Genomic DNA, 18,933 nt, shown 5'->3' on the forward strand with positions numbered 1-18,933 from the left:
GAACCCGTTTCCGCTGCGCGACCGGACAGCCGGCGCGCGGGTGGCGAAATTGGTAGACGCACCAGGTTTAGGTCCTGACGCCAGCAATGGTGTGGGGGTTCGAGTCCCCCCCCGCGCACCACGGCACCGTGGAACACAGATCACTACCGGCAGGCCAGCCGAACTGGCTGGCCGATACCCATTTGGAGAACGACATGACCGTCACCGTTGAAACCCTGGAGAAGCTGGAGCGCAAGATCACGCTCACGCTGCCTGCCGACGTGATCAAGAACGAGGTGGAAAGCCGCCTCAAGCGACTGGCCCGCCAGGTCAAGATGGACGGTTTCCGTCCGGGCAAGGTGCCGTTCAACGTCGTGGCCCAGCGCTACGGCTATTCGGTCCACTACGAAGTCATGAACGACAAGGTGGGCGAGGCCTTCAACAAGGCGGCCAATGAAGCCCAACTGCGTGTGGCCGGCCAGCCGCAGATCACCGAGAAGGACGGTGCGCCCGAGGGCGAGATCGCCTTCGACGCCGTGTTCGAGGTCTACCCCGAAGTCAAGATTGCTGACCTGGCTGCTGCCGAGGTAGAAAAGGTGTCGGCCGAAGTCAGCGATGCCGCTATCGAGCGCACGCTGGACATTCTGCGCAAGCAGCGCCGCACGTTTGCCCAGCGCGCTGCCGACCAGGCGGCCCAGGACGGCGACCGCGTGACCATCGACTTCGCCGGCAAGATCGACGGTGAGCCTTTCGAAGGCGGCAAGGCCGAGGGCTTCCAGTTCCTGGTCGGCGAAGGCCAGATGCTCAAGGAGTTTGAAGACGCCGTGCGAGGCATGAAGGCCGGCGAGTCCAAGACGTTCCCGCTGAATTTTCCGGCCGACTACCACGGTCAAGACGTGGCGGGCAAGACCGCCGACTTCCTGGTGACCCTGAACAAGATCGAAGCGGCCCACCTGCCGGAGGTTGACGAGACCTTTGCCAAGGCCCTGGGCATCGCCGACGGTTCTGTGGACGGTCTGCGTGCCGACATCCAGAAGAACCTGGCGCGCGAGGTGAAATTCCGCGTGCTGGCCCGCAACAAGCAAGCCGCTCTGGATGCCCTGGTGGCCCAGTCCGAACTGGATCTGCCGAAGTCGGTCGTGCAGGCCGAGATCGACCGTCTGGTCGAGGGCGCGCGCGCCGACCTCAAGCAGCGTGGTGTCAAGGATGCGGACAAGGCGCCGATTCCCGCCGAGCTGTTCCGGGAACAGGCCGAGCGCCGCGTCCGCATGGGCCTGGTGGTGGCCGAGGTGGTGCGCGCCAACGAACTGCATGCCAAGCCCGAGCAGCTCAAGGCCCACATCGAAGAGCTGGCCTCGTCCTACGAAAAGCCTGCCGAAGTGATGCGCTGGTACCAGAGCGACAACCGCCGCATGGCCGAAATCGAGGCTGTGGTGATCGAGAACAACGTGACCGATTTCGTCCTCGGCAAGGCCAAAGTGACGGAAAAGAGCGTCGACTTCGACGAGCTGATGGGTCAGTCCTGATCCCACGCCGTTTCGGCTGGCACGAAAGGGGCGGGTTTCCGCCCCTTTTTGTTGGCGCCTGCTTGCATTTCCGGGACTGGGCGTCATATGCGCCCGGTAGGTCACAACGGGCAATCCCGTGGTCGCGGGTCGGCCATGACGGGTTGGTTACAGTAGCGGCATTGCCGTCAAGAATTGGAGAGTTCGAATGAGCGCATTGGACATTCAGGGCCTGGGTATGGTGCCCATGGTGATCGAGCAGTCGGGTCGCGGCGAACGCGCCTATGACATCTATTCGCGCCTGCTCAAGGAGCGCGTGGTGTTTCTGGTCGGTCCGGTCAACGACCAGTCGGCCAACCTGGTGGTGGCGCAGCTGCTGTTCCTGGAAAGCGAAAACCCCGACAAGGACATCTCGTTCTACATCAACTCGCCGGGTGGCTCGGTCAGCGCGGGCATGTCGATCTTCGACACGATGAACTTCATCAAGCCCGATGTGTCGACGCTGTGCATGGGCATGGCTGCGAGCATGGGGGCCTTCCTGCTTGCTGCGGGCGCCAAAGGCAAGCGTTTCGCGCTGCCGAACTCCAAGATCATGATTCACCAGCCACTGGGCGGCACCCAAGGGCAAGCCACGGAGATCGAGATCCATGCGCGCGAGATCCTCAAGACCCGCGAACAGCTCAACAAGATTCTGGCAGAGCGCACCGGCCAGCCGCTGGAGAAGATCGAACGCGACACCGAGCGCGACTACTACCTGACCGCTGCCGAATCGGCCGAATACGGCCTGATAGACAAGGTCATCGACAAGCGCGGCGCCGCAGCCTGAGGCTGAATTCAGCCGACGAAGTCATGTAGAAGTATTCATGGCTTCGTCGGAAAGTGGTTGTCCGCCCGCTTTTCCCCGGTTTGGCCCCCTTGGGGGTTGATCTATCATTGAACGCCTTGCAACCGCAGCATTTCTCGCATCCGCACATCCATGGCCGACAAAAAAGCCGCTTCCGGTGAAAAAGCGCTCTACTGCTCCTTTTGCGGTAAGAGCCAGCACGAGGTCAAGAAACTGATCGCCGGGCCGTCGGTGTTCATCTGCGACGAGTGCATCGATCTGTGCAACGACATCATTCGCGACGAGCTGCCCGGGCTTGAGGCGGTCAAGAGTTCATCGGACGATCTGCCCACACCGGTCGATCTCAAGTCCAATCTCGACAACTACGTCATTGGCCAGGAGACAGCCAAGCGCGCTCTGGCCGTGGCGGTGTACAACCACTACAAGCGCCTGCGCCACAAGCAGGCAGCCCGCAAGGACGAGGTCGAGCTGTCCAAGAGCAACATCCTGCTGATCGGGCCGACCGGTTCGGGCAAGACCTTGCTGGCGCAGACGATGGCCCGCATGCTCAACGTGCCTTTCGTGATGGCTGACGCGACCACGCTGACCGAAGCCGGCTACGTGGGTGAGGATGTGGAAAACATCGTTGCCAAGCTGCTGCAGAGCTGCAACTACGACGTCGAGCGTGCGCAGCAGGGCATTGTCTACATCGACGAAATCGACAAGATCACCCGCAAGTCGGACAACCCCTCCATCACGCGCGATGTGTCGGGGGAAGGCGTGCAGCAGGCGTTGCTCAAGCTGGTGGAAGGCACCATGGCCAGTGTGCCCCCGCAAGGTGGGCGCAAGCACCCGAACCAGGACTTCTTGCAGGTCGATACGTCCAACATCCTGTTCATCTGTGGCGGCGCGTTCGCCGGCCTCGAAAAAATCATCGAGAACCGCACCGAAGCGTCGGGCATGGGGTTTGGTGCGGTGGTGCGCAGCAAGCAGCAGCGCAGCCTGACCGAGGCGTTCAAGGACATCGAGCCGGAAGACCTGATCAAGTTCGGCCTTATCCCCGAACTGGTGGGGCGCCTGCCGGTGATTGCCAGCTTGGCGGAACTCAGCGAGGACGCGCTGGTCGAGATCCTGACCGAGCCGAAGAATGCGGTGGTCAAGCAGTTCTCGCAGTTGCTGTCCATGGAAGGGGCCGAGCTGGAGGTTCGCCCGGCCGCACTCAAGGCCATTGCCCGCAAGGCACTGGCCCGCAAGACGGGCGCGCGGGGCCTGCGCTCGATCCTTGAGAACGCGCTGATCGACACGATGTTCGATCTGCCCAGTGTCAGCAATGTCGAGAAGGTGGTGGTCGACGAGTCCACCATCGAAGAAAACAAGCCGCCTTTGTTGGTTTACCGCGAAGCGGCCAAGAAGGCTTGATGGCCTCTGCGGGACTGGACGCCGAGTCCGGTCCGGTTGGCGGGCCGCTTGAAACGAGGTCCGCTGGTCCCATCTGACCATTTTGTAGAGGTTGCCAAATGTCCGGACAAACCCCCCTGCCCAGCACTCCGGTGGATCTGCCGTTGCTGCCCTTGCGTGATGTGGTGGTCTTCCCCCACATGGTCATCCCGTTGTTCGTCGGTCGGCCCAAAAGCATCAAGGCGCTCGAATCCGCGATGGAGTCCGAGCGTCGCATCATGCTGGTGGCCCAGAAGGCTGCGGCCAAGGATGAGCCGACGACCGAAGACATGTTCGAGATGGGCTGTGTGGCCACCATCCTGCAGATGCTCAAGCTGCCCGACGGTACCGTGAAGGTGCTGGTGGAAGGCTTGCAACGTGCCAAGGTGCTGGACATCCACGACACCGAAACCCACTTCGTGGCGCATGTCGATCCGATTGCGCCCGGGGCCGAGCGTGCACAAGCCACCGACACCGAGCTCGAAGCCTTGCGCCGGGCGGTGATGCAACAGTTCGACCAGTACGTCAAGCTCAACAAGAAGATCCCTTCGGAGATCCTCACCTCGATTTCCAGCATCGACGATGCGGGCCGCCTGGCCGATACCATCGCCGCGCACCTGCCGCTCAAGCTGGAGAACAAGCAGGTGGTGCTGGACCTGGATACGGTGAGCAAGCGCCTGGAGAATCTGTTCGAGCAGCTCGAACGCGAAGTCGATATCCTCAACGTCGACAAACGCATCCGTGGGCGCGTCAAGCGCCAGATGGAAAAGAACCAGCGCGACTTCTACCTGAACGAGCAGGTCAAGGCGATTCAGAAGGAGCTGGGTGAGGGCGAAGAGGGTGCCGACCTCGAAGAGATCGAGAAGAAGATCAAGCTGGCCAAGATGCCCGCCGATGCGCGCAAGAAGGCCGAGAGCGAGTTCAAGAAGCTCAAGCTGATGTCGCCCATGTCGGCTGAAGCGACCGTGGTGCGCAACTACATCGATGCGCTGGTCGGCCTGCCCTGGAGCAAGAAGACCAAGATCAAGCACGACCTGGCCAATGCCGAGGCGGTGCTCAATGAAGATCACTACGGGCTGGACAAGGTCAAGGACCGCATCCTCGAATACCTCGCGGTCCAGCAGCGGGTGGACAAGGTCAAGGCGCCGATCCTGTGCCTCGTGGGGCCGCCTGGTGTGGGTAAAACCTCGTTGGGTCAGTCGATTGCCAAGGCCACCGGGCGCAAGTACGTCCGCATGGCGCTGGGTGGCATGCGTGACGAGGCCGAGATCCGCGGCCACCGCCGCACCTACATCGGCGCCATGCCGGGCAAGGTGCTGCAGAGCCTGAACAAGGTCGGCACGCGCAATCCGTTGTTCCTGCTGGACGAAATCGACAAACTGGGGACCGACTTCCGAGGTGACCCGTCGTCGGCGCTGCTGGAGGTGCTCGACCCCGAGCAGAACCACACCTTCGGCGACCACTACGTCGAGGTCGATTTTGATCTCTCTGACGTGATGTTCGTGGCCACCAGCAACTCGATGAACATTCCGCCGGCCCTGCTGGACCGGATGGAGGTCATCCGACTGTCGGGTTACACCGAGGACGAAAAGACCAACATCGCGGTGCGCTACCTGCTGCCCAAGCAGATCAAGAACAATGGCATCCGCGATGGCGAACTGGCGGTGACGGAGGCCGCAGTGCGTGACATCGTGCGTTACTACACCCGCGAAGCTGGTGTGCGCTCGCTGGAGCGTGAGCTCTCCAAGATCTGCCGCAAGGTGGTCAAGGGGTTGCTGCTCAAGAAATACACGCCGCAGGTGGTGGTCACCGACGAGAACCTGAGCGAATTCCTGGGGGTGCGCAAGTACACCTATGGCCGCGCCGAACAGCAAAACCAGGTCGGCCAGGTGGTGGGACTTGCCTGGACGGAGGTCGGTGGCGACCTGCTCACGATCGAAGTGGCGATCATGCCCGGTAAGGGTGTGATCACCCGCACGGGGTCGCTGGGCGACGTGATGAAGGAATCCGTGGAAGCTGCCCGCACCGTGGTGCGCAGCCGGGCCCGTGTGCTGGGTATCAAGGACGAACTGTTTGACAAGCGCGACCTGCACATCCATGTGCCCGATGGTGCCACGCCCAAGGACGGTCCGAGTGCCGGAGCGGCCATGACGACGGCCTTGGTGTCGGCGCTCACGGGGATTCCGGTGCGAGCCGATGTGGCCATGACGGGTGAGATCACCTTGCGTGGCGAAGTCACCGCCATCGGGGGTCTCAAGGAAAAGTTGCTGGCGGCACTGCGTGGTGGCATCAAGACCGTGATCATTCCTGAGGAGAACGTGAAGGATCTGGCCGAGATTCCCGACAACGTCAAGGAAGGTCTGGAGATCATTCCGGTGAAGTGGATCGACAAGGTGTTGTCCATCGCATTGGAGCGCCAGCCGGTGCCCCTGACGGACGAGGAAGTGGCGGCGCAAGTGGCGGCGGTCTCGGCTGCGGCGCCGTCACCGGACGCTGTGAAGCACTGAGTGCAAAAAAATCCGGGGGCTTGAAAAACTCCGGTTTTTTGCGCTAGAATTCCAGCTTCTGACGAACTTCACCAAACGTCAGAAGTTTGCGGGAATAGCTCAGTTGGTAGAGCGCAACCTTGCCAAGGTTGAGGTCGCGAGTTCGAGCCTCGTTTCCCGCTCCAAATTCAAAAAGGGAAGCCCGGCTTCCCTTTTTTGTCGGATGAGGTGGGCCGGTTTTGCTGGTCCATTGCATGGGGCGCGTTAGCAAAGCGGTTATGCAACGGATTGCAAATCCGTCTAGGGCGGTTCGACTCCGCCACGCGCCTCCAGCCACCTTGTGGTGCCGGCAGACGGTTATGCGGGAATAGCTCAGTTGGTAGAGCGCAACCTTGCCAAGGTTGAGGTCGCGAGTTCGAGCCTCGTTTCCCGCTCCAAGTTATGATCTACAGACTTCTACTGACGTCTGTAAGTCGTTGAAAAGAGGGGCTTCGGCCCCTTTTTTCATTCCAGCGAGCGCCACGGAAATCCACCCACAGCTACCGTTTTTGAGTGACCAATTGAGGCACAAGAATACGGGTGGGACGGCTACCGGATAGTTGCTGGGGCTGAGCGGGAACCATGACGAGCATAGAGCCTAAGTCATAACTTAGGAGCCTCGAAATGGCACTCTCTGATCTGACCGTCCGGCAGGCAAGGACCACCGGCAAACGCTACACCCTCTCCGACAACGACTGCCTGGGCCTGATGGTCTCTGCCGCAGGCGGCAAGTCGTGGATCTTCCGATACTACTGGCTGGGCAAGCAAAAGCGCATGTCCCTGGGCGGCTATCCCGCCCTCAGCCTGCGCGAGGCCCGCGCCGAGCGGGACAAGGCCCAGGCCCTGCTCGCCAGGGGGATCGATCCCCAAATCGAACGCGATCAGCGCCGGCACGCAGCCAAGCTGGCGGGCGAATACACCTTCAAGAACGTCTTCGATGCCTGGGTCGAGCATCGCCGCAAGGAACTCAAGGAAGGCCGTCAAAGCACGCTTTCGCAGATCCTGCGCATCTTCAACAAAGACGTGCTGCCAACCCTGGGGAAGATGTCGATCTACGACATTCGCCGGCCCCAGCTCGTGGGCGTCGTGGCGGCGATCGAGAAGCGCAAGGCGTTCACCACCGCCGAGAAGGTCCGCACCTGGTTCAACCAGATGTTCCGCTACGCCTTGGTCATTGCCGAGGGGCTGGAAGTCAACCCGGCCGCGGACCTGGACGTAGTGGCCGAGCCCAAGCCCCCGGTGGCCCACAACCCCTATCTGCACCTGCCCGAGCTGCCCGAGTTCCTTCAGAAGCTCCGGCTCTACAACCCCCGGGGCTGGCAGACCCAGCTTGGCGTCCGGCTGCTGTTCCTGACGGGGGTGCGCACGGGCGAGTTGCGGCTGGCCGAGCCTGAGCAATTCGACCTCGACCGCGGCTTGTGGATCATCCCGCCGCAGGTCGTCAAGCAGCTCCAGGACGAAATGCGCAAGGCCGGCAAGCGGCCGCAGGACGTGCCGCCCTACATCGTGCCCCTGTCCCTGCAGGCCATCGAGATCGTGCGCTATCTCCTGGGCGTGATGCGTCCGGCGCAGAAGTACCTGCTGTCGCATCGCAGCGAACTCAAGAAGCGCATCAGCGAGAACACCCTCAACAAGGCCGTGCAGCTCATGGGGTATGAGGGACGCCTGACCGGCCACGGTATTCGCGGAACCATCTCGACCGCGCTCAACGAGATCGGATACCCAAAGATTTGGGTGGACGCGCAGCTTTCGCATTCTGACCCGAACAAGGTCAGTTCGGCCTACAACCACGCCAAGTACGTGGAGCCGCGACGCCGCATGATGCAGGACTGGGCCGATCGCCTCGACCTGCTCGAACAGGGCGAAGTGGAAGCCGCGAGCGCGCACCTGACCATCCGCATCGACGGGGTGCCGGCGATGGCGGAAGTGGAGGAAGTGGTGGGCGCGGTCCCCACGGCGGCCGAGCCCGCTGTCCCCGGCGTGCCGCCCGTGGTTGCCACACCCATCGTCGTAACCCCGAACAGCGGCGGAATCACGTTCCAGCGGCTGTCGCAGGTGCCGCCGCCGCCGGTGCATGCCCCGGAGCCGGAAGTGTCCGCCATTCAGCGCGAGCGCGAGGAAATGCTGGCCATCTACGAGTCGCCGAACAATCTGCCGGTCCCGCTGTTCGGCAAGCTGGCCGGAAAGTCCAAGGACCAGATCAACCGCGAGCTGAAAGCGGGCAAGCTGCTGTCCATCAGCCTGGGCAATCGGGGGCAGCGTGTTCCCGACTGGCAACTGGTGCCGCTTAAGCACAAGCTGGCTCAGGTGCTCATGAACCAGTGCCCGCACGCGGATTCGTGGGACCTGTATCGCATGCTGACCCAGCCACACCCCGACCTGGGGGATCGTGCGGCCATTGATGCGGTCACGCCGGCCAACGTGCCCGCGATCATCCGGGTCATCATGGGCGACTACCAGCGCCATGAGGATGCGCCCGAAGCCATCGCCATGCGGCCCGTACCCGAGGATGTGCGGCTGAGCGTCCGTCGGCTGGTGGATAGCGCAGCGGTGTTAGAGGGGGCCTAACCTCGCGCAAAGACCTATGGCTGGGGTTGTCACCCCAGCCCTAGGGACGTTCACTGCGCAGCACTCGCCCTGGCTACCTGCAGCGCTCTGCGCTCGAACCGCTCTACAACGGCACTGGTTTGCTCCTGGGGTCGCTGCAAGTGCGTCACGATCTCGTAAGGGCCATCGATGATCGGCCGCATCGCGAGCCCCCATCGATGGGCATGCTCGATGCGCGATTGCGCGGATACCCCGACGCCATAGCCGGCCGCGACCCATGTGGCCAATAGGTCAAACGAAGTCACGTACCGGATGTTCTGCCGACCTGTCGGCGGGAGGATGGAAAGCCGTTCGTCGAGCTTCGAGCACATTTCCGCCTGCCAGCGATACATGGGGTAGTTCAGCAGATCGGTAATCGTGAGTGAGGTTTGGTCAAGCAACGGGAACCGTAGCGGCATGGCGACGGCCATGTACTCAACCCACAACGGCTGGGTCTTAAGGGTCATGTCGCTCGATACCTGAAGCGATACCCCTGCGTCGTAGCGACCGTCATGTAGTCCCGTGCGCAGGTCGTTGCCCGAAACCTCAAAGAATGCGAGGGTGACATCGGGCTCTTCCGCGCGTTGCAGCGCCAGGAGTGCCGAGAGCTTTGACGATGGCACGCCTGGCGCTATGGCAAGCCGGAGATGGGCGAGCCGGCTAGTGGTGTTGTACATGGGGACCCCAAAGCGGCAAAGAGCAGGTCGAGAACAAGCCGACATGATAGTTAAGAGAGAACTTTAACGTCTATAACATTAACGTGGTTAATTTGGGTAGATTGTTCGACGCTTCTGCTAATGCAGAAGCCCACTATTCAGCCAGGCCGCCCCTCTGGCACATCGACATATGAATCCGAGCCAGCGTTGGCCTTCGGGCAGGCTGTGCGCGCTGCGCGCGTCGCTCAAGGTGTCGCTCAAGACGAGTTTGCAGCTAGGGCAGGCATCTCGCGTTCGCACATGGGCAAGATCGAGCGCGGCGAGCACGTGCCCACGCTTCCTCTTATCTTGAAAATTGCCATGGCGCTCGGAATAAGCGCCGCCGAACTAATGTCTGCAACGGAGCGCAACCTTGGCACCGGCGGCAGCACAGATTCTTGAGGGTGACCGTGCTGTCACCTACTTAGGCCGTCGCGTAAGCGGACGAGATCATGCAGACGAACGATGAATCGCTCCAGCGAAGCCGGCATGTCGCCGCCACTGAGCCGGAGCAGATAGGTTGTGATTACTGCTGAATCCACCGCGAGGGGACGGGTCAGCACGTCTGGTCGTGGACTGATAGCAACCCTGGTCGCTGTCGTGAAGCCGACACCAAAGCCTGCGCTGACCAGGGTAAGCATCATCTCCAGTGAGGATACGTGCTCGACCACATTCGGTTCGCGTTCCAGCAGCCGCAGAAGCCGAGCCAGTTCACGACAGTACCCTTCGCACACCTGTGGATCGCACAGTACAAGTGGATGGCCTCCGAGTTCATGGATCGGGACTGCCTTGTGGACAAGCAGCTCATGTCTGACAGGTACGGCGATCACCAACGGGTCTTGCCAGATCGGCTCGGCAACAATGTCGTCGCCGACTTCGGCCGTGTGCGCGAACCCGATGGTGAAGTCGCCGGCACGCAGACCGCGCAACTGCTCGGCCAACGGCACTTCGGACAAGCGAATCTCGACGTCTGGCTCTTCAGCGCGACAACTGGCGAGAAAATCCGACAGCCAGGGATCAATTGCGCCATCGGATACTGCGATGCGCAGGCTGCCTCGCGAGCCCGCTGCAACAGCCTTGGCATTCTCTCGTGCTTGTTCCAAAACGGTGAAGAGTCGGCGAGTGTCTTGCAAGAACGCAGTACCTGCTGCGGTCAGCCGGGTACCTCTGCGGTCTCTATCGAAGAGCAAGACCCCCAATTCGTCCTCCAGTTCTTTGATGGCTCGGGAAAGAGGTGGTTGTTCGATATGTAATCGCTCGGCTGCTCGTGTGAAATGCAGTTCCTCAGCCAAGGCTACGAAGCAACGTAGATGTCGCAGCTCCATTAAATATGTCTCCTTGTGCGCTCCAGTCTGCCGCGCAGGTTTGATGCGAGCGCAGCCGGGTAGAACCCGCTCCTCGGTTGCTGCCAGAATCATGCTCTGTCACCCAAGAAAGTGCCGAGCATTGGCAGCGCTGAGCAGACAAGCGATCGCCAAAGCCGAACTTGAGGCCAACCCAACCAGGCGGGTGGCCGTAACCCGCAGGGTCACGGCCACGACTTTGAGTAATCAGTTCCCGCCGTTGGACGGGCGACCGGTTAGCGGAGATGGCGTAGTAGCCTGCTTCTTCTTCGCGGCGGCATCGCATTGCTCTTTCAGCTTCTTGACTTCGGGGTAAGCCACGTCGCTGATGTACCGCTTCGTATCTGCCAACTGCTCGCAGGTCTTCGGCATGGCCTTTTCATCGTCGTTATGCGCACCGGGATGGGCCATCGCAAGCGGTGAAGCAAGCGATGTGCTAGCCAGGATGGCAATCAAGAACGGACGAACATTCATTTCACTATCTCCTTAGGTAGAGCCACGGCCTCGTGGCAGGGCGGAAACTTCGGCTTCCTAGTGCGCATTTGGCACAGCAGAAGCCGGAGTGCATAGGGCATTCGCTCCTGTCTGTCTGGCGAATTACAAGACGCGCTTCATTTCCATGTATTGACCGCGAGTGCGAACCACCACAGTCACATCGGCATCCCCACGGTTTCGCCAGAACCAGCCGTGATTGCCGCTAAAGGCGGCTTCGATCACGCCATCATCTGCGGGCACGGCGCGGCCTTTCTCGTAGCTGACGGACTGTCCACCGCCATCGCCGTGGGTATCGAAGTTCACTACACCGCCTTCGGTGATCCAACTGAATTCGGCCTTCTCACCAGCCTTCATGCTTAGCTTCACTTCGGCCCCCTGGCCGGGTTTGAGTACGACACGCACCTCATCGCGCCACGCAGCATCGTTCGCCGCCAGAGCGGCACCTTGCACCTGTGCCAGCGTGGCTGTGCTTGCATTTCCTGTACTCGTGGCAGCGGCCTTGGCTGCATCCATGGCGGCGTCCGCAGCAGCCTCTTTGGCCAACTGCGTCTTGATTTCCCCCATTTCCGTCAGGCCGAGTGCACGGCCAATTCTTGTCGGGTCGATTGCGTATTCGGAGGGAAGGACGACGGTGACCAGAATTGCGATGGCCGCAACGAGGGCAATAATCGTCGAGCGTATCAATTGCTTCGATGTTGGCAGGGCGTCAAGGGTTGGCTTGGATACGTTGTACATAGAGTTTTCTCCGTGTGCAGTTAGGAAACGAAGTAGCCGGTGATCTGGTAGCCGATCAAAACGAATCCGGCACACATCATTGCCACGTTTGCGGTGTACGCATGGCGCCAGAAGCTCGCCGTTCGACGCCAGTAGCTCATTGCGATCAGGATCGTGCCGAGCGCAAGCAACTGCCCGATTTCAACGCCGACATTGAACGCCAGCAGGTTGGGAATCAGGCCGTCAGGTGAAATGTTGTATTCGATGATCTTGGTGGACAGCCCAAAGCCGTGAAATAGTCCGAATACGACGGTTGCAACCTTCGTGTTGGGCTGAAAGCCTAGCCATCTTTGAAACGCGCCGATGTTGTCGAGCGCCTTGTAAACAACTGAGAAGCCGATGATCGCGTCGATGATGTAGCTGTTGATCCCGACGTTGAAATACACGCCAAGCAGCATCGTGGTTGAGTGGCCGATGGCAAACAGCGTCACATACAGGCCGATATGCTTCATCCGGTACAGAAAGAAGATCACGCCGAGCAGGAACAGGATGTGGTCGTATCCCGTCGCCATGTGCTTCGCCCCTAAATACATGAAAGGGATCAGATTGACGCCAGATATTTCTTGGATGTAGCCCTTGTCGCCTTCGGCAACGGCATGGGCTAGCGCCTGATTCGCACTTGCGAACATGAGGAGAAGCGCTGCTGTTAGAAATAGGAGAATCCGTGGCCAGGTTGAGGGACGGCGACTTGGCATTGCTTCCGTAAATCTTTCGTGGATGAATCTCATACCTTTAATAAACTCCAAAAAATCCTTTGATTGAGCGCGGAAAGTGGCTTTTCATTCGCCGCGCTCGTGCGATCAGGGTGACGAAAATCGACGTGCGCACGCTGGCGTGCCGTCTTGGCATCGTCGGGGAGTTGCGCCAGTGATATTGGTGTGCAGCGACGCAGCTTTATTCGTCGGCCAGCCCAAGAATCAAGTGAGCGTCGATCAGCAGCCGATTGCGCGCCTTCAACGCTTCGACGCGGGATGAAAGCGATGCCCCGGCGGCGTCAACGGATTGCCGACGCAGCAGCAGCAGCGATTGCAGATCCCCTTCGCCGAGGCTGTAGCCACGCTGGCCGAGCCTTGCGTTCTCGCGGGCCATTTGTGCGGACTGTTCGGCTAACCTCCACCGCCGCAGTGCAGTGCGGGCATCGTTGATGGTTTCCGCAGTCGCCAGGTCGATTTCCTTTCGCTGGCGCTCGAGTTCGGCCCGCGCCACGTCCGCCTGCTTGAGCGCCTCCAACATGGTTTCCTTGCGATAGGTCCCGCCGAGCGGGATGCTCACGCTGATGCCTACGATGCGTTCGCTGCGACGAGCCTCCGAGGCTGTGAAAAGGCCAACGGTGGGGTCAGGAATTCGATCGGCCCGCGCCCGATCGGCCGCCAGTTCGGCCCGCTTCAGCGATTCCTGCATCGTTCGCAGCATGTCGCTTCCGGCCAGGACCCGTTCGCGCCATTGCGCTTCGTCCAGGTCAAGCTCCACAGGTTCACTCAAGGACTGTGGCTCCATCACCAAAGACGGAAAGCGTGAGCGCAGGCGAAGAATCGCCTTGGCCTCCTGTGCCTGCGTGGTGTCAAACTGTCGGCGCGCCTCGGCCGCATCCGCTCGCGCAGCGTTGAGATCCAGCAGTGACGCATCGCCGGCCCTGCGGCGCCCGGCAACCGCCGACGCGCTCGATTCGGCGAAGTCGAGTTGTTCCTTAGCCAACTCTCGCGCCTGAATAGCTGCCAGCCAGTCGATCCACAAGTCAGCCAATGTACGCGCCGCTTCATGTCGTGTCTGCGCTAACTCGGCGCGAGCTATCCGTTCGGTCGTGTCGCCTAGGCCCTGATCGAGTTCGGCCTTGCCGCCAATTCGTATCGGTCGCTCGATCCTGGCGGTCCATTCGTTTGAATTTCCACCTGTGTCATAGCGGCGTCTCTGACTGTCGATCCCTACAGACCACTCGTAGGGTGATGCAGCGATCCTGCGCCCTGCATGGCCTGCTGCTTCCAGCGCATGCCGAGCCTTCACGACAGAAGGCTCCTGCTCAATGGCCGCACGCGCAAGTTCGGCAGGAGGTAGGTCGGACGGAATGACGGGCTGCGCAAACGCCTGCAGGGGCAACACCAGCGCCCATCCCAGGGTCATCGTGATCCAAGACTTCATGCAATCTCTCCATCGATCGACAGCGGCGCTGCCCAATAGCGCAACCCGGTGCCAGCAAAACGTTCTTGCAGCAATTGCAGGATTTCTTCCTGCTTCCCGTCGGTGACTAGGATCTGCACTTGGACCGCGTGGCTGCGCCCCATCACTTTTTCTTCGTTCGATAGCCGCCCGTAGGCTGTGCCGTGGCTGAACGTCGGCGTGCTGACAAAGAGTTCGTCACCCGCGACATCGAGCAGCAAGTCGAGCAACTTTTCCTCGATCTGTGGATCGAGAAGCAGGGTCAAGCAGGACTTAGGCATGGTGCGCCTCCATGGGCGCCGCCGACTTGGCGTGCGCGAATCGCAGGTACAGGATGGGTAGCAGGATCAGCGTCAGCGCGGTCGCCGTGATCAGGCCGCCGATCACGACGATGGCCAGTGGCCGCTGGACCTCCGAGCCGGGGCCGGTGGCGAACAGCAATGGGATCAGTCCGAATGCGGTGATTGATGCGGTCATCAACACAGGGCGCAGACGCCTGTGTGCTCCCTGTGTCACGCAATCGACGAGCGACAAGCCTTTGGCGTGCAACTGGTTGAAATAGCTCACCAGCACCACGCCATTGAGCACGGCGATGCCCAGTAGCGCGATGAAACCTACCGAGGCCGGCACCGAGAGGTACTCGCCCGTGAGCCAAAGCGCCACGATGCCGCCGACCAGCGCAAATGGAATGTTGCTCAGGACCAGCAGCGCTTGTCGGACCGAGCCGAAGGTGGAGAACAGGATGATGAAGATGAAGCCGATCGACAGCGGCACGACGAGCGAAAGACGCGCCGCCGCACGCTGCTGATTCTCGAACTGACCGCCCCAGGCTATGCGGTAGCCGGTGGGCAGCGTGACTGCCTGGGCGACCTTGGCCTTGGCCTCCTCGACGAAGCCGACCAAATCGCGCCCGGTGACATTAGCGATCACTACGCTGTAGCGGCTGCCCATCTCGCGGTCGATCTTCACAGGACCGCCTTGGCGCTCCAGTTGGGCGAGCTGGCCCAACGCGACGCTTTGCCCATTGGATGTCGTAATGCGCACTGCCGCGAACTCCGCGGGCGATACCTTCACGATGTCCTGGCCACGTACCACGACGGGGATGCGCCGGTTGCCATCGATCACCGTGCCTGCACGCTGGCCTTCGATCTGCACGCGCAGCGCGTCTTGCACATCCTCGACCGACAGGCCGTAGCGACCCGCTGCGAGGCGATCGACGATGACACGCAGGTACTGCACGCCGTCGTTCTGAACGGTATAGACGTCCTGGTTGCCCGGCACTTCCTTCATCAGCTTCTCGACCTGGGCGGCGAGGTCATTGAGCGTCGACAGGTCCGGCCCGAAGATCTTGATCGCGATGTCACCACGCACACCGATGATCATCTCGGACACGCGCATGTCGATCGGCTGGGTGAAGCTGTAGCCGACGCCCGGGAGTTCGTCGAGTACCGCGCGAATCCGCTCTTCCAATGCCGGCTTTCCCCCGGGGGCCCACTCGTTGCGAGGCTTCAGCACGAGATAGGTATCGGTCTGGTTCAGGCTCATCGGGTCCAGCCCGATCTCGTCGGCGCCGGCGCGCGCCACGATGCCGGTGATCTCGGGGATGCCCTTCATCAACGCCTGATGGATCTTCAGGTCGAGTTCGGCCGTTTGCTCCAGGCTCACCGAGGGCAGCTTCTCGATGCCCACGATCAGGTCTCCCTCGTCCATCGCTGGCATGAAGGTCTTGCCGACCAGGGTATAGACGCCTACCGCGGCCGCCAGCATGACGCCGGCCACGACAAAGACGAGCTTTTGCCGGCCCAACGCGAAGCGCAGGATCGGCGCATACAGCCGCAGTGCCTGGCGGGGCAGCCACGGGTCGTCGTGCTTCACCTTCTTGAACAGGAAGGACGACAGCACCGGGATGACGGTGAGGGACAGCACGAGCGAGCTGGCCAGCGCGAACACGATGGTCATCGCCACTGGCACGAAGAACTTTCCTTCGAGCCCTTGCAGCGTCATCAACGGCAGGAACACGACGGCGATGATCAGGATGCCCGCGGCCACCGGCACGGCCACTTCGCGCACCGCGCGGAAAACCATGTGCTGGCGAGGCAGCTTGTCCTTGCCGTCATGGGCCATGTGCTGGACGATGTTCTCGACCACCACCACCGCGCCGTCGACCAGCATGCCCAGCGCGATGGCCAAACCCCCAAGGCTCATCAGGTTGGCCGACATGCCATACCAGCGCATCAGGATGAAGGTGGCCAGCGCCGACAGCGGCAGCACCACGGCCACTGTCACCGCTGCCCGCAGGTTGCCGAGGAATGCACCCAGCAGGACCAGCACCAGTACGGTCGCCTCCAGCAGCGCCTTGGACACCGTGCCGACCGCCGTCTCGACCAGTTTGGCTCGGTTGTAGAAGACATTGATCTCGACGCCCTTCGGTAGGGTGGGCTTGAGTTCTTCCAGCTTCTGCGTCACGCCTTGCACGACCTTCTGCGCATTGGCACCAGCCAGTCCGAGCACCAGGCCCTGGACGGCCTCGCCTCGGCCGCTTTGCGTCACCACGCCATAGCGCGTGAGGTATCCCTCGCGTACCTGGGCGATGTCCGTGATGCGCACGCTTGCGCCGCCCTCGGCCTTCACGACGATGGCGCGCACGTCGTCCATGGTCTTGATGCTGCCTTCGGTGCGCACCAGCAGCACTTCGTCGCCTTCACCCAAGCGGCCTGCGCCGTCGTTGCGGTTGTTGGCCTCGATGGCGGACCGCAACTGCGCCGTAGACAGGCCCACCGCGGCCAGCTTTACAGGATCGGGGACGACCTCGAAAGTGCGCACCTTTCCGCCCAGGGCGTTGACATCGGCCACGCCCGGCACCGAACGCAGGGCAGGCCGGATCACCCAATCGAGCAGGCTGCGCCGCTCCTCCAGCGTCATCTCCGGCGAATCGACGGTGAACATAAACATCTCGCCGAGCGGTGTCGTGATCGGCGCCATGCCGCCGCTGATACCTGTCGGCAGATCGGCGCTGATGTTGGACAGGCGCTCGGCCACCTGCTGGCGCGCCCAGTAGATGTCAGTTCCGTCCTGGAAGTCGACTGTGATATCGACGATGCCGTACTTGGACATCGAGCGCAGGATGCGCTGGTTGGGGATGCCCAGCATCTCCACTTCGATAGGCACCGCGATTCGGGTTTCGATCTCCTCGGGCGTCATGCCCGGGGCCTTCATGATGATTTTGACCTGGGTGCTGGAAACGTCGGGGAACGCATCGATGGGTAGGTTGCGGAAGGCATACCAGCCCGCACCGGCGAGCAACACGCTGGCCAGCAGGACGAACAGGCGCTGCGCGAGCGCGAATTGAACGAGGCGCGTCAGCATGTCAGTTGCCCCCGCCCTTGCCGAGCCACGCCGCCTTGAGGCCGATCACGGAGGTGATGGCGATTTGCTGGCCGGTGCGTAGCGCACCCTTGACGCGCAGGGCCTGGCCGGCGCTGTCCAGCACCTCCACCGGCGTGGCCAAGAAGCCCGTTTCGGTACGCACGAAGACATAGGCCTTGTCGCCCTGCCGCGCCACGGCAGCGACCGGCACAGGCCAGCCTTCCCCGCCGCCGGCAAACGCCACTTGCACCTGTACGAACTCGCCGGGCCGCAGCAACGGCGCACCGCGCGTGACGTCCGCGCGTAGTGTGACGGTCTGGCTTTCACTGACAGTGGTGCCCAGGCTCGCCGTGACGGCACTCGTATCTCGACCAACGACGTTCACCTGACCACCGCGCGCCGTCACCTGCGATTGCCGCTCCACGGGCAACTGGATGTCGAGCCACAGCTTGCTTGTGTCGGCGACACGCACCAGGGGATCGGACTGTTGGACGCGCTGGCCGGTTTTAATGCCGATGTCGGTCACGGTGCCCCCGGCGCGTGCCCGAATGACCAGCGCATCCTGCATGGCGCCGCCTTCGGCGACGCGGCGAATGGAGGCCGCGTCCAGACCTGCTAGCCGCAAGGCGGCTTCTGCTTGGCGCAATCGGGCTCGATCCTCCGCTGCGGCGGTTTCCGCGTCCTGCGCCCGGCGATCCGGCACGATGCCTTCTGCGGCCAATTGCTTCTCACGCTGCAGCGTCCTCTGCGCCAGCCGATTGCGCGAAGCCGCCTCCATCAGCTTGAGCTGCTGTTCACCTAATTCCGGACTCACCAAGCGCAACAGAGCTTGGCCAGGCTTCACGGCTTCGTTCTGACCGACGAGCAATTGATCAACGACGCCGGCTAGCGGTGCGCTGACGACGTACTCCTGCGAGGGAGGCAGCACGACGCGGGCTGGGTAAGTCATACCCGGAATGGATGCGGGCTTTTCTAGGCGTTGTAGCTGTACGCCTAAGGCTTGCATCTGCGCGGCTGAAACGGCGAACTCGTCGGCGGCCAAGGCCGCCGATGGGAGAGAGAACGCGATTGCGAAAGCGCAGAGCGTGCGCGTCCAAAGTGAAGATTGGTAAGACATAGATGCTCCGATAAATACTCCGCGAAAATTCCAACGCGCCGCTGCAACTAGCGAACAGGGTCTTGACTGCTTCATGGGAGTGACCTCACGCGCCCCCCGTGACGTGTCGGCCATGCAAACGACGCCGGGGAGCA

15 protein-coding genes and 4 tRNA genes are annotated in these 18,933 nt (G+C 61.7%); 10 read left to right on the forward strand and 9 right to left on the reverse strand.

Annotation, left to right across the window (positions count from 1 at the left end; all coding sequences use genetic code 11):
* Nucleotides 1-34: 34 nt before the first annotated feature.
* The 9 genes from L0977_RS13640 (at nucleotide 35) to L0977_RS13680 (ending at nucleotide 8,837) form a co-directional block, all read left to right on the forward strand.
* A tRNA-Leu gene (locus tag L0977_RS13640) sits at nucleotides 35-121 on the forward strand.
* Nucleotides 122-194: 73 nt separating this feature from the next.
* On the forward strand, nucleotides 195-1,505 hold the full coding sequence (gene tig, locus L0977_RS13645) for a trigger factor (protein WP_234265411.1): 1,311 nt from the start codon (nucleotides 195-197) through the stop codon (nucleotides 1,503-1,505).
* A gap of 187 nt (nucleotides 1,506-1,692) precedes the next feature.
* Nucleotides 1,693-2,310, forward strand: a complete 618-nt coding sequence (clpP, locus tag L0977_RS13650) for an ATP-dependent Clp endopeptidase proteolytic subunit ClpP (protein WP_284306184.1) — start codon at nucleotides 1,693-1,695, stop codon at nucleotides 2,308-2,310.
* A gap of 150 nt (nucleotides 2,311-2,460) precedes the next feature.
* Nucleotides 2,461-3,726 (forward strand): ATP-dependent Clp protease ATP-binding subunit ClpX, encoded by a 1,266-nt coding sequence (gene clpX, locus L0977_RS13655; protein ID WP_234265412.1) that lies wholly within the window; start codon nucleotides 2,461-2,463, stop codon nucleotides 3,724-3,726.
* Nucleotides 3,727-3,824: 98 nt separating this feature from the next.
* On the forward strand, nucleotides 3,825-6,251 hold the full coding sequence (gene lon / locus L0977_RS13660) for an endopeptidase La (RefSeq protein WP_234265413.1): 2,427 nt from the start codon (nucleotides 3,825-3,827) through the stop codon (nucleotides 6,249-6,251).
* An 88-nt stretch (nucleotides 6,252-6,339) separates the two neighbouring features.
* Nucleotides 6,340-6,415 (forward strand) — tRNA-Gly (locus L0977_RS13665).
* Nucleotides 6,416-6,488: 73 nt separating this feature from the next.
* Nucleotides 6,489-6,562: transfer RNA gene (locus L0977_RS13670), tRNA-Cys, on the forward strand.
* Nucleotides 6,563-6,591: 29 nt separating this feature from the next.
* Nucleotides 6,592-6,667 (forward strand) — tRNA-Gly (locus L0977_RS13675).
* A 226-nt stretch (nucleotides 6,668-6,893) separates the two neighbouring features.
* Nucleotides 6,894-8,837 (forward strand): tyrosine-type recombinase/integrase, encoded by a 1,944-nt coding sequence (locus tag L0977_RS13680; RefSeq protein WP_234265414.1) that lies wholly within the window; start codon nucleotides 6,894-6,896, stop codon nucleotides 8,835-8,837.
* 50 nt (nucleotides 8,838-8,887) lie between these two features.
* Here L0977_RS13680 and L0977_RS13685 read toward each other — a convergent pair whose 3' ends face one another.
* Nucleotides 8,888-9,532 (reverse strand): substrate-binding domain-containing protein, encoded by a 645-nt coding sequence (locus tag L0977_RS13685; RefSeq protein WP_234265415.1) that lies wholly within the window; start codon nucleotides 9,530-9,532, stop codon nucleotides 8,888-8,890.
* A 120-nt stretch (nucleotides 9,533-9,652) separates the two neighbouring features.
* Between L0977_RS13685 and L0977_RS13690 the strand changes: the two genes are divergently transcribed.
* Nucleotides 9,653-9,952, forward strand: a complete 300-nt coding sequence (locus tag L0977_RS13690; protein ID WP_234265416.1) for a helix-turn-helix domain-containing protein — start codon at nucleotides 9,653-9,655, stop codon at nucleotides 9,950-9,952.
* Between the two features lie 14 nt (nucleotides 9,953-9,966).
* Here L0977_RS13690 and L0977_RS13695 read toward each other — a convergent pair whose 3' ends face one another.
* From L0977_RS13695 to L0977_RS13730, 8 genes are all read right to left on the reverse strand, one after another.
* Nucleotides 9,967-10,875, reverse strand: a complete 909-nt coding sequence (locus L0977_RS13695; RefSeq protein WP_234265417.1) for a LysR family transcriptional regulator — start codon at nucleotides 10,873-10,875, stop codon at nucleotides 9,967-9,969.
* 225 nt (nucleotides 10,876-11,100) lie between these two features.
* The gene (locus L0977_RS13700) at nucleotides 11,101-11,367 is read right to left on the reverse strand and encodes a hypothetical protein (protein ID WP_234265418.1); all 267 of its coding nucleotides are present in this window, start codon (nucleotides 11,365-11,367) and stop codon (nucleotides 11,101-11,103) included.
* Nucleotides 11,368-11,490: 123 nt separating this feature from the next.
* Nucleotides 11,491-12,123, reverse strand: coding sequence for a transmembrane anchor protein (locus L0977_RS13705; protein ID WP_234265419.1), 633 nt, complete (start codon nucleotides 12,121-12,123; stop codon nucleotides 11,491-11,493).
* A 20-nt stretch (nucleotides 12,124-12,143) separates the two neighbouring features.
* A complete protein-coding gene (locus L0977_RS13710; RefSeq protein ID WP_234265420.1) occupies nucleotides 12,144-12,791 on the reverse strand; it encodes a HupE/UreJ family protein in 648 nt (215 codons plus the stop codon).
* Between the two features lie 265 nt (nucleotides 12,792-13,056).
* Complete coding sequence (locus L0977_RS13715) at nucleotides 13,057-14,298, reverse strand: TolC family protein (RefSeq protein WP_234265421.1); 1,242 nt, start codon at nucleotides 14,296-14,298, stop codon at nucleotides 13,057-13,059.
* Nucleotides 14,295-14,582 (reverse strand): DUF3240 family protein, encoded by a 288-nt coding sequence (locus L0977_RS13720; RefSeq protein WP_234265422.1) that lies wholly within the window; start codon nucleotides 14,580-14,582, stop codon nucleotides 14,295-14,297. The genes L0977_RS13715 and L0977_RS13720 overlap by 4 nt, the downstream gene beginning before the upstream one ends.
* A gap of 7 nt (nucleotides 14,583-14,589) precedes the next feature.
* Entirely contained in the window at nucleotides 14,590-17,682 is a 3,093-nt protein-coding gene (locus L0977_RS13725) for an efflux RND transporter permease subunit (RefSeq protein ID WP_234265423.1), read from the reverse strand.
* Between the two features lies 1 nt (nucleotide 17,683).
* On the reverse strand, nucleotides 17,684-18,799 hold the full coding sequence (locus L0977_RS13730) for an efflux RND transporter periplasmic adaptor subunit (protein WP_234265424.1): 1,116 nt from the start codon (nucleotides 18,797-18,799) through the stop codon (nucleotides 17,684-17,686).
* Between the last annotated feature and the right edge of the window lie 134 nt (nucleotides 18,800-18,933).

This window comes from Hydrogenophaga sp. NFH-34, assembly GCF_021401345.1.
Taxonomy (GTDB): domain Bacteria; phylum Pseudomonadota; class Gammaproteobacteria; order Burkholderiales; family Burkholderiaceae_C; genus Hydrogenophaga; species Hydrogenophaga electricum.

Coding starts and splice junctions, on each gene's coding strand:
- L0977_RS13730 (WP_234265424.1), bottom strand. CDS start 18,799: ATGTCTTACCAATCTTCACTTTGGACGCGCACGCTCTGCGCTTTCGCA.
- L0977_RS13725 (WP_234265423.1), bottom strand. CDS start 17,682: ATGCTGACGCGCCTCGTTCAATTCGCGCTCGCGCAGCGCCTGTTCGTC.
- L0977_RS13685 (WP_234265415.1), bottom strand. CDS start 9,532: ATGTACAACACCACTAGCCGGCTCGCCCATCTCCGGCTTGCCATAGCG.
- L0977_RS13700 (WP_234265418.1), bottom strand. CDS start 11,367: ATGAATGTTCGTCCGTTCTTGATTGCCATCCTGGCTAGCACATCGCTT.
- L0977_RS13715 (WP_234265421.1), bottom strand. CDS start 14,298: ATGAAGTCTTGGATCACGATGACCCTGGGATGGGCGCTGGTGTTGCCC.
- clpX (WP_234265412.1), top strand. CDS start 2,461: ATGGCCGACAAAAAAGCCGCTTCCGGTGAAAAAGCGCTCTACTGCTCC.
- L0977_RS13695 (WP_234265417.1), bottom strand. CDS start 10,875: ATGGAGCTGCGACATCTACGTTGCTTCGTAGCCTTGGCTGAGGAACTG.
- L0977_RS13690 (WP_234265416.1), top strand. CDS start 9,653: ATGCAGAAGCCCACTATTCAGCCAGGCCGCCCCTCTGGCACATCGACA.
- L0977_RS13680 (WP_234265414.1), top strand. CDS start 6,894: ATGGCACTCTCTGATCTGACCGTCCGGCAGGCAAGGACCACCGGCAAA.
- tig (WP_234265411.1), top strand. CDS start 195: ATGACCGTCACCGTTGAAACCCTGGAGAAGCTGGAGCGCAAGATCACG.
- lon (WP_234265413.1), top strand. CDS start 3,825: ATGTCCGGACAAACCCCCCTGCCCAGCACTCCGGTGGATCTGCCGTTG.
- L0977_RS13710 (WP_234265420.1), bottom strand. CDS start 12,791: ATGTTCGCAAGTGCGAATCAGGCGCTAGCCCATGCCGTTGCCGAAGGC.
- clpP (WP_284306184.1), top strand. CDS start 1,693: ATGAGCGCATTGGACATTCAGGGCCTGGGTATGGTGCCCATGGTGATC.
- L0977_RS13705 (WP_234265419.1), bottom strand. CDS start 12,123: ATGTACAACGTATCCAAGCCAACCCTTGACGCCCTGCCAACATCGAAG.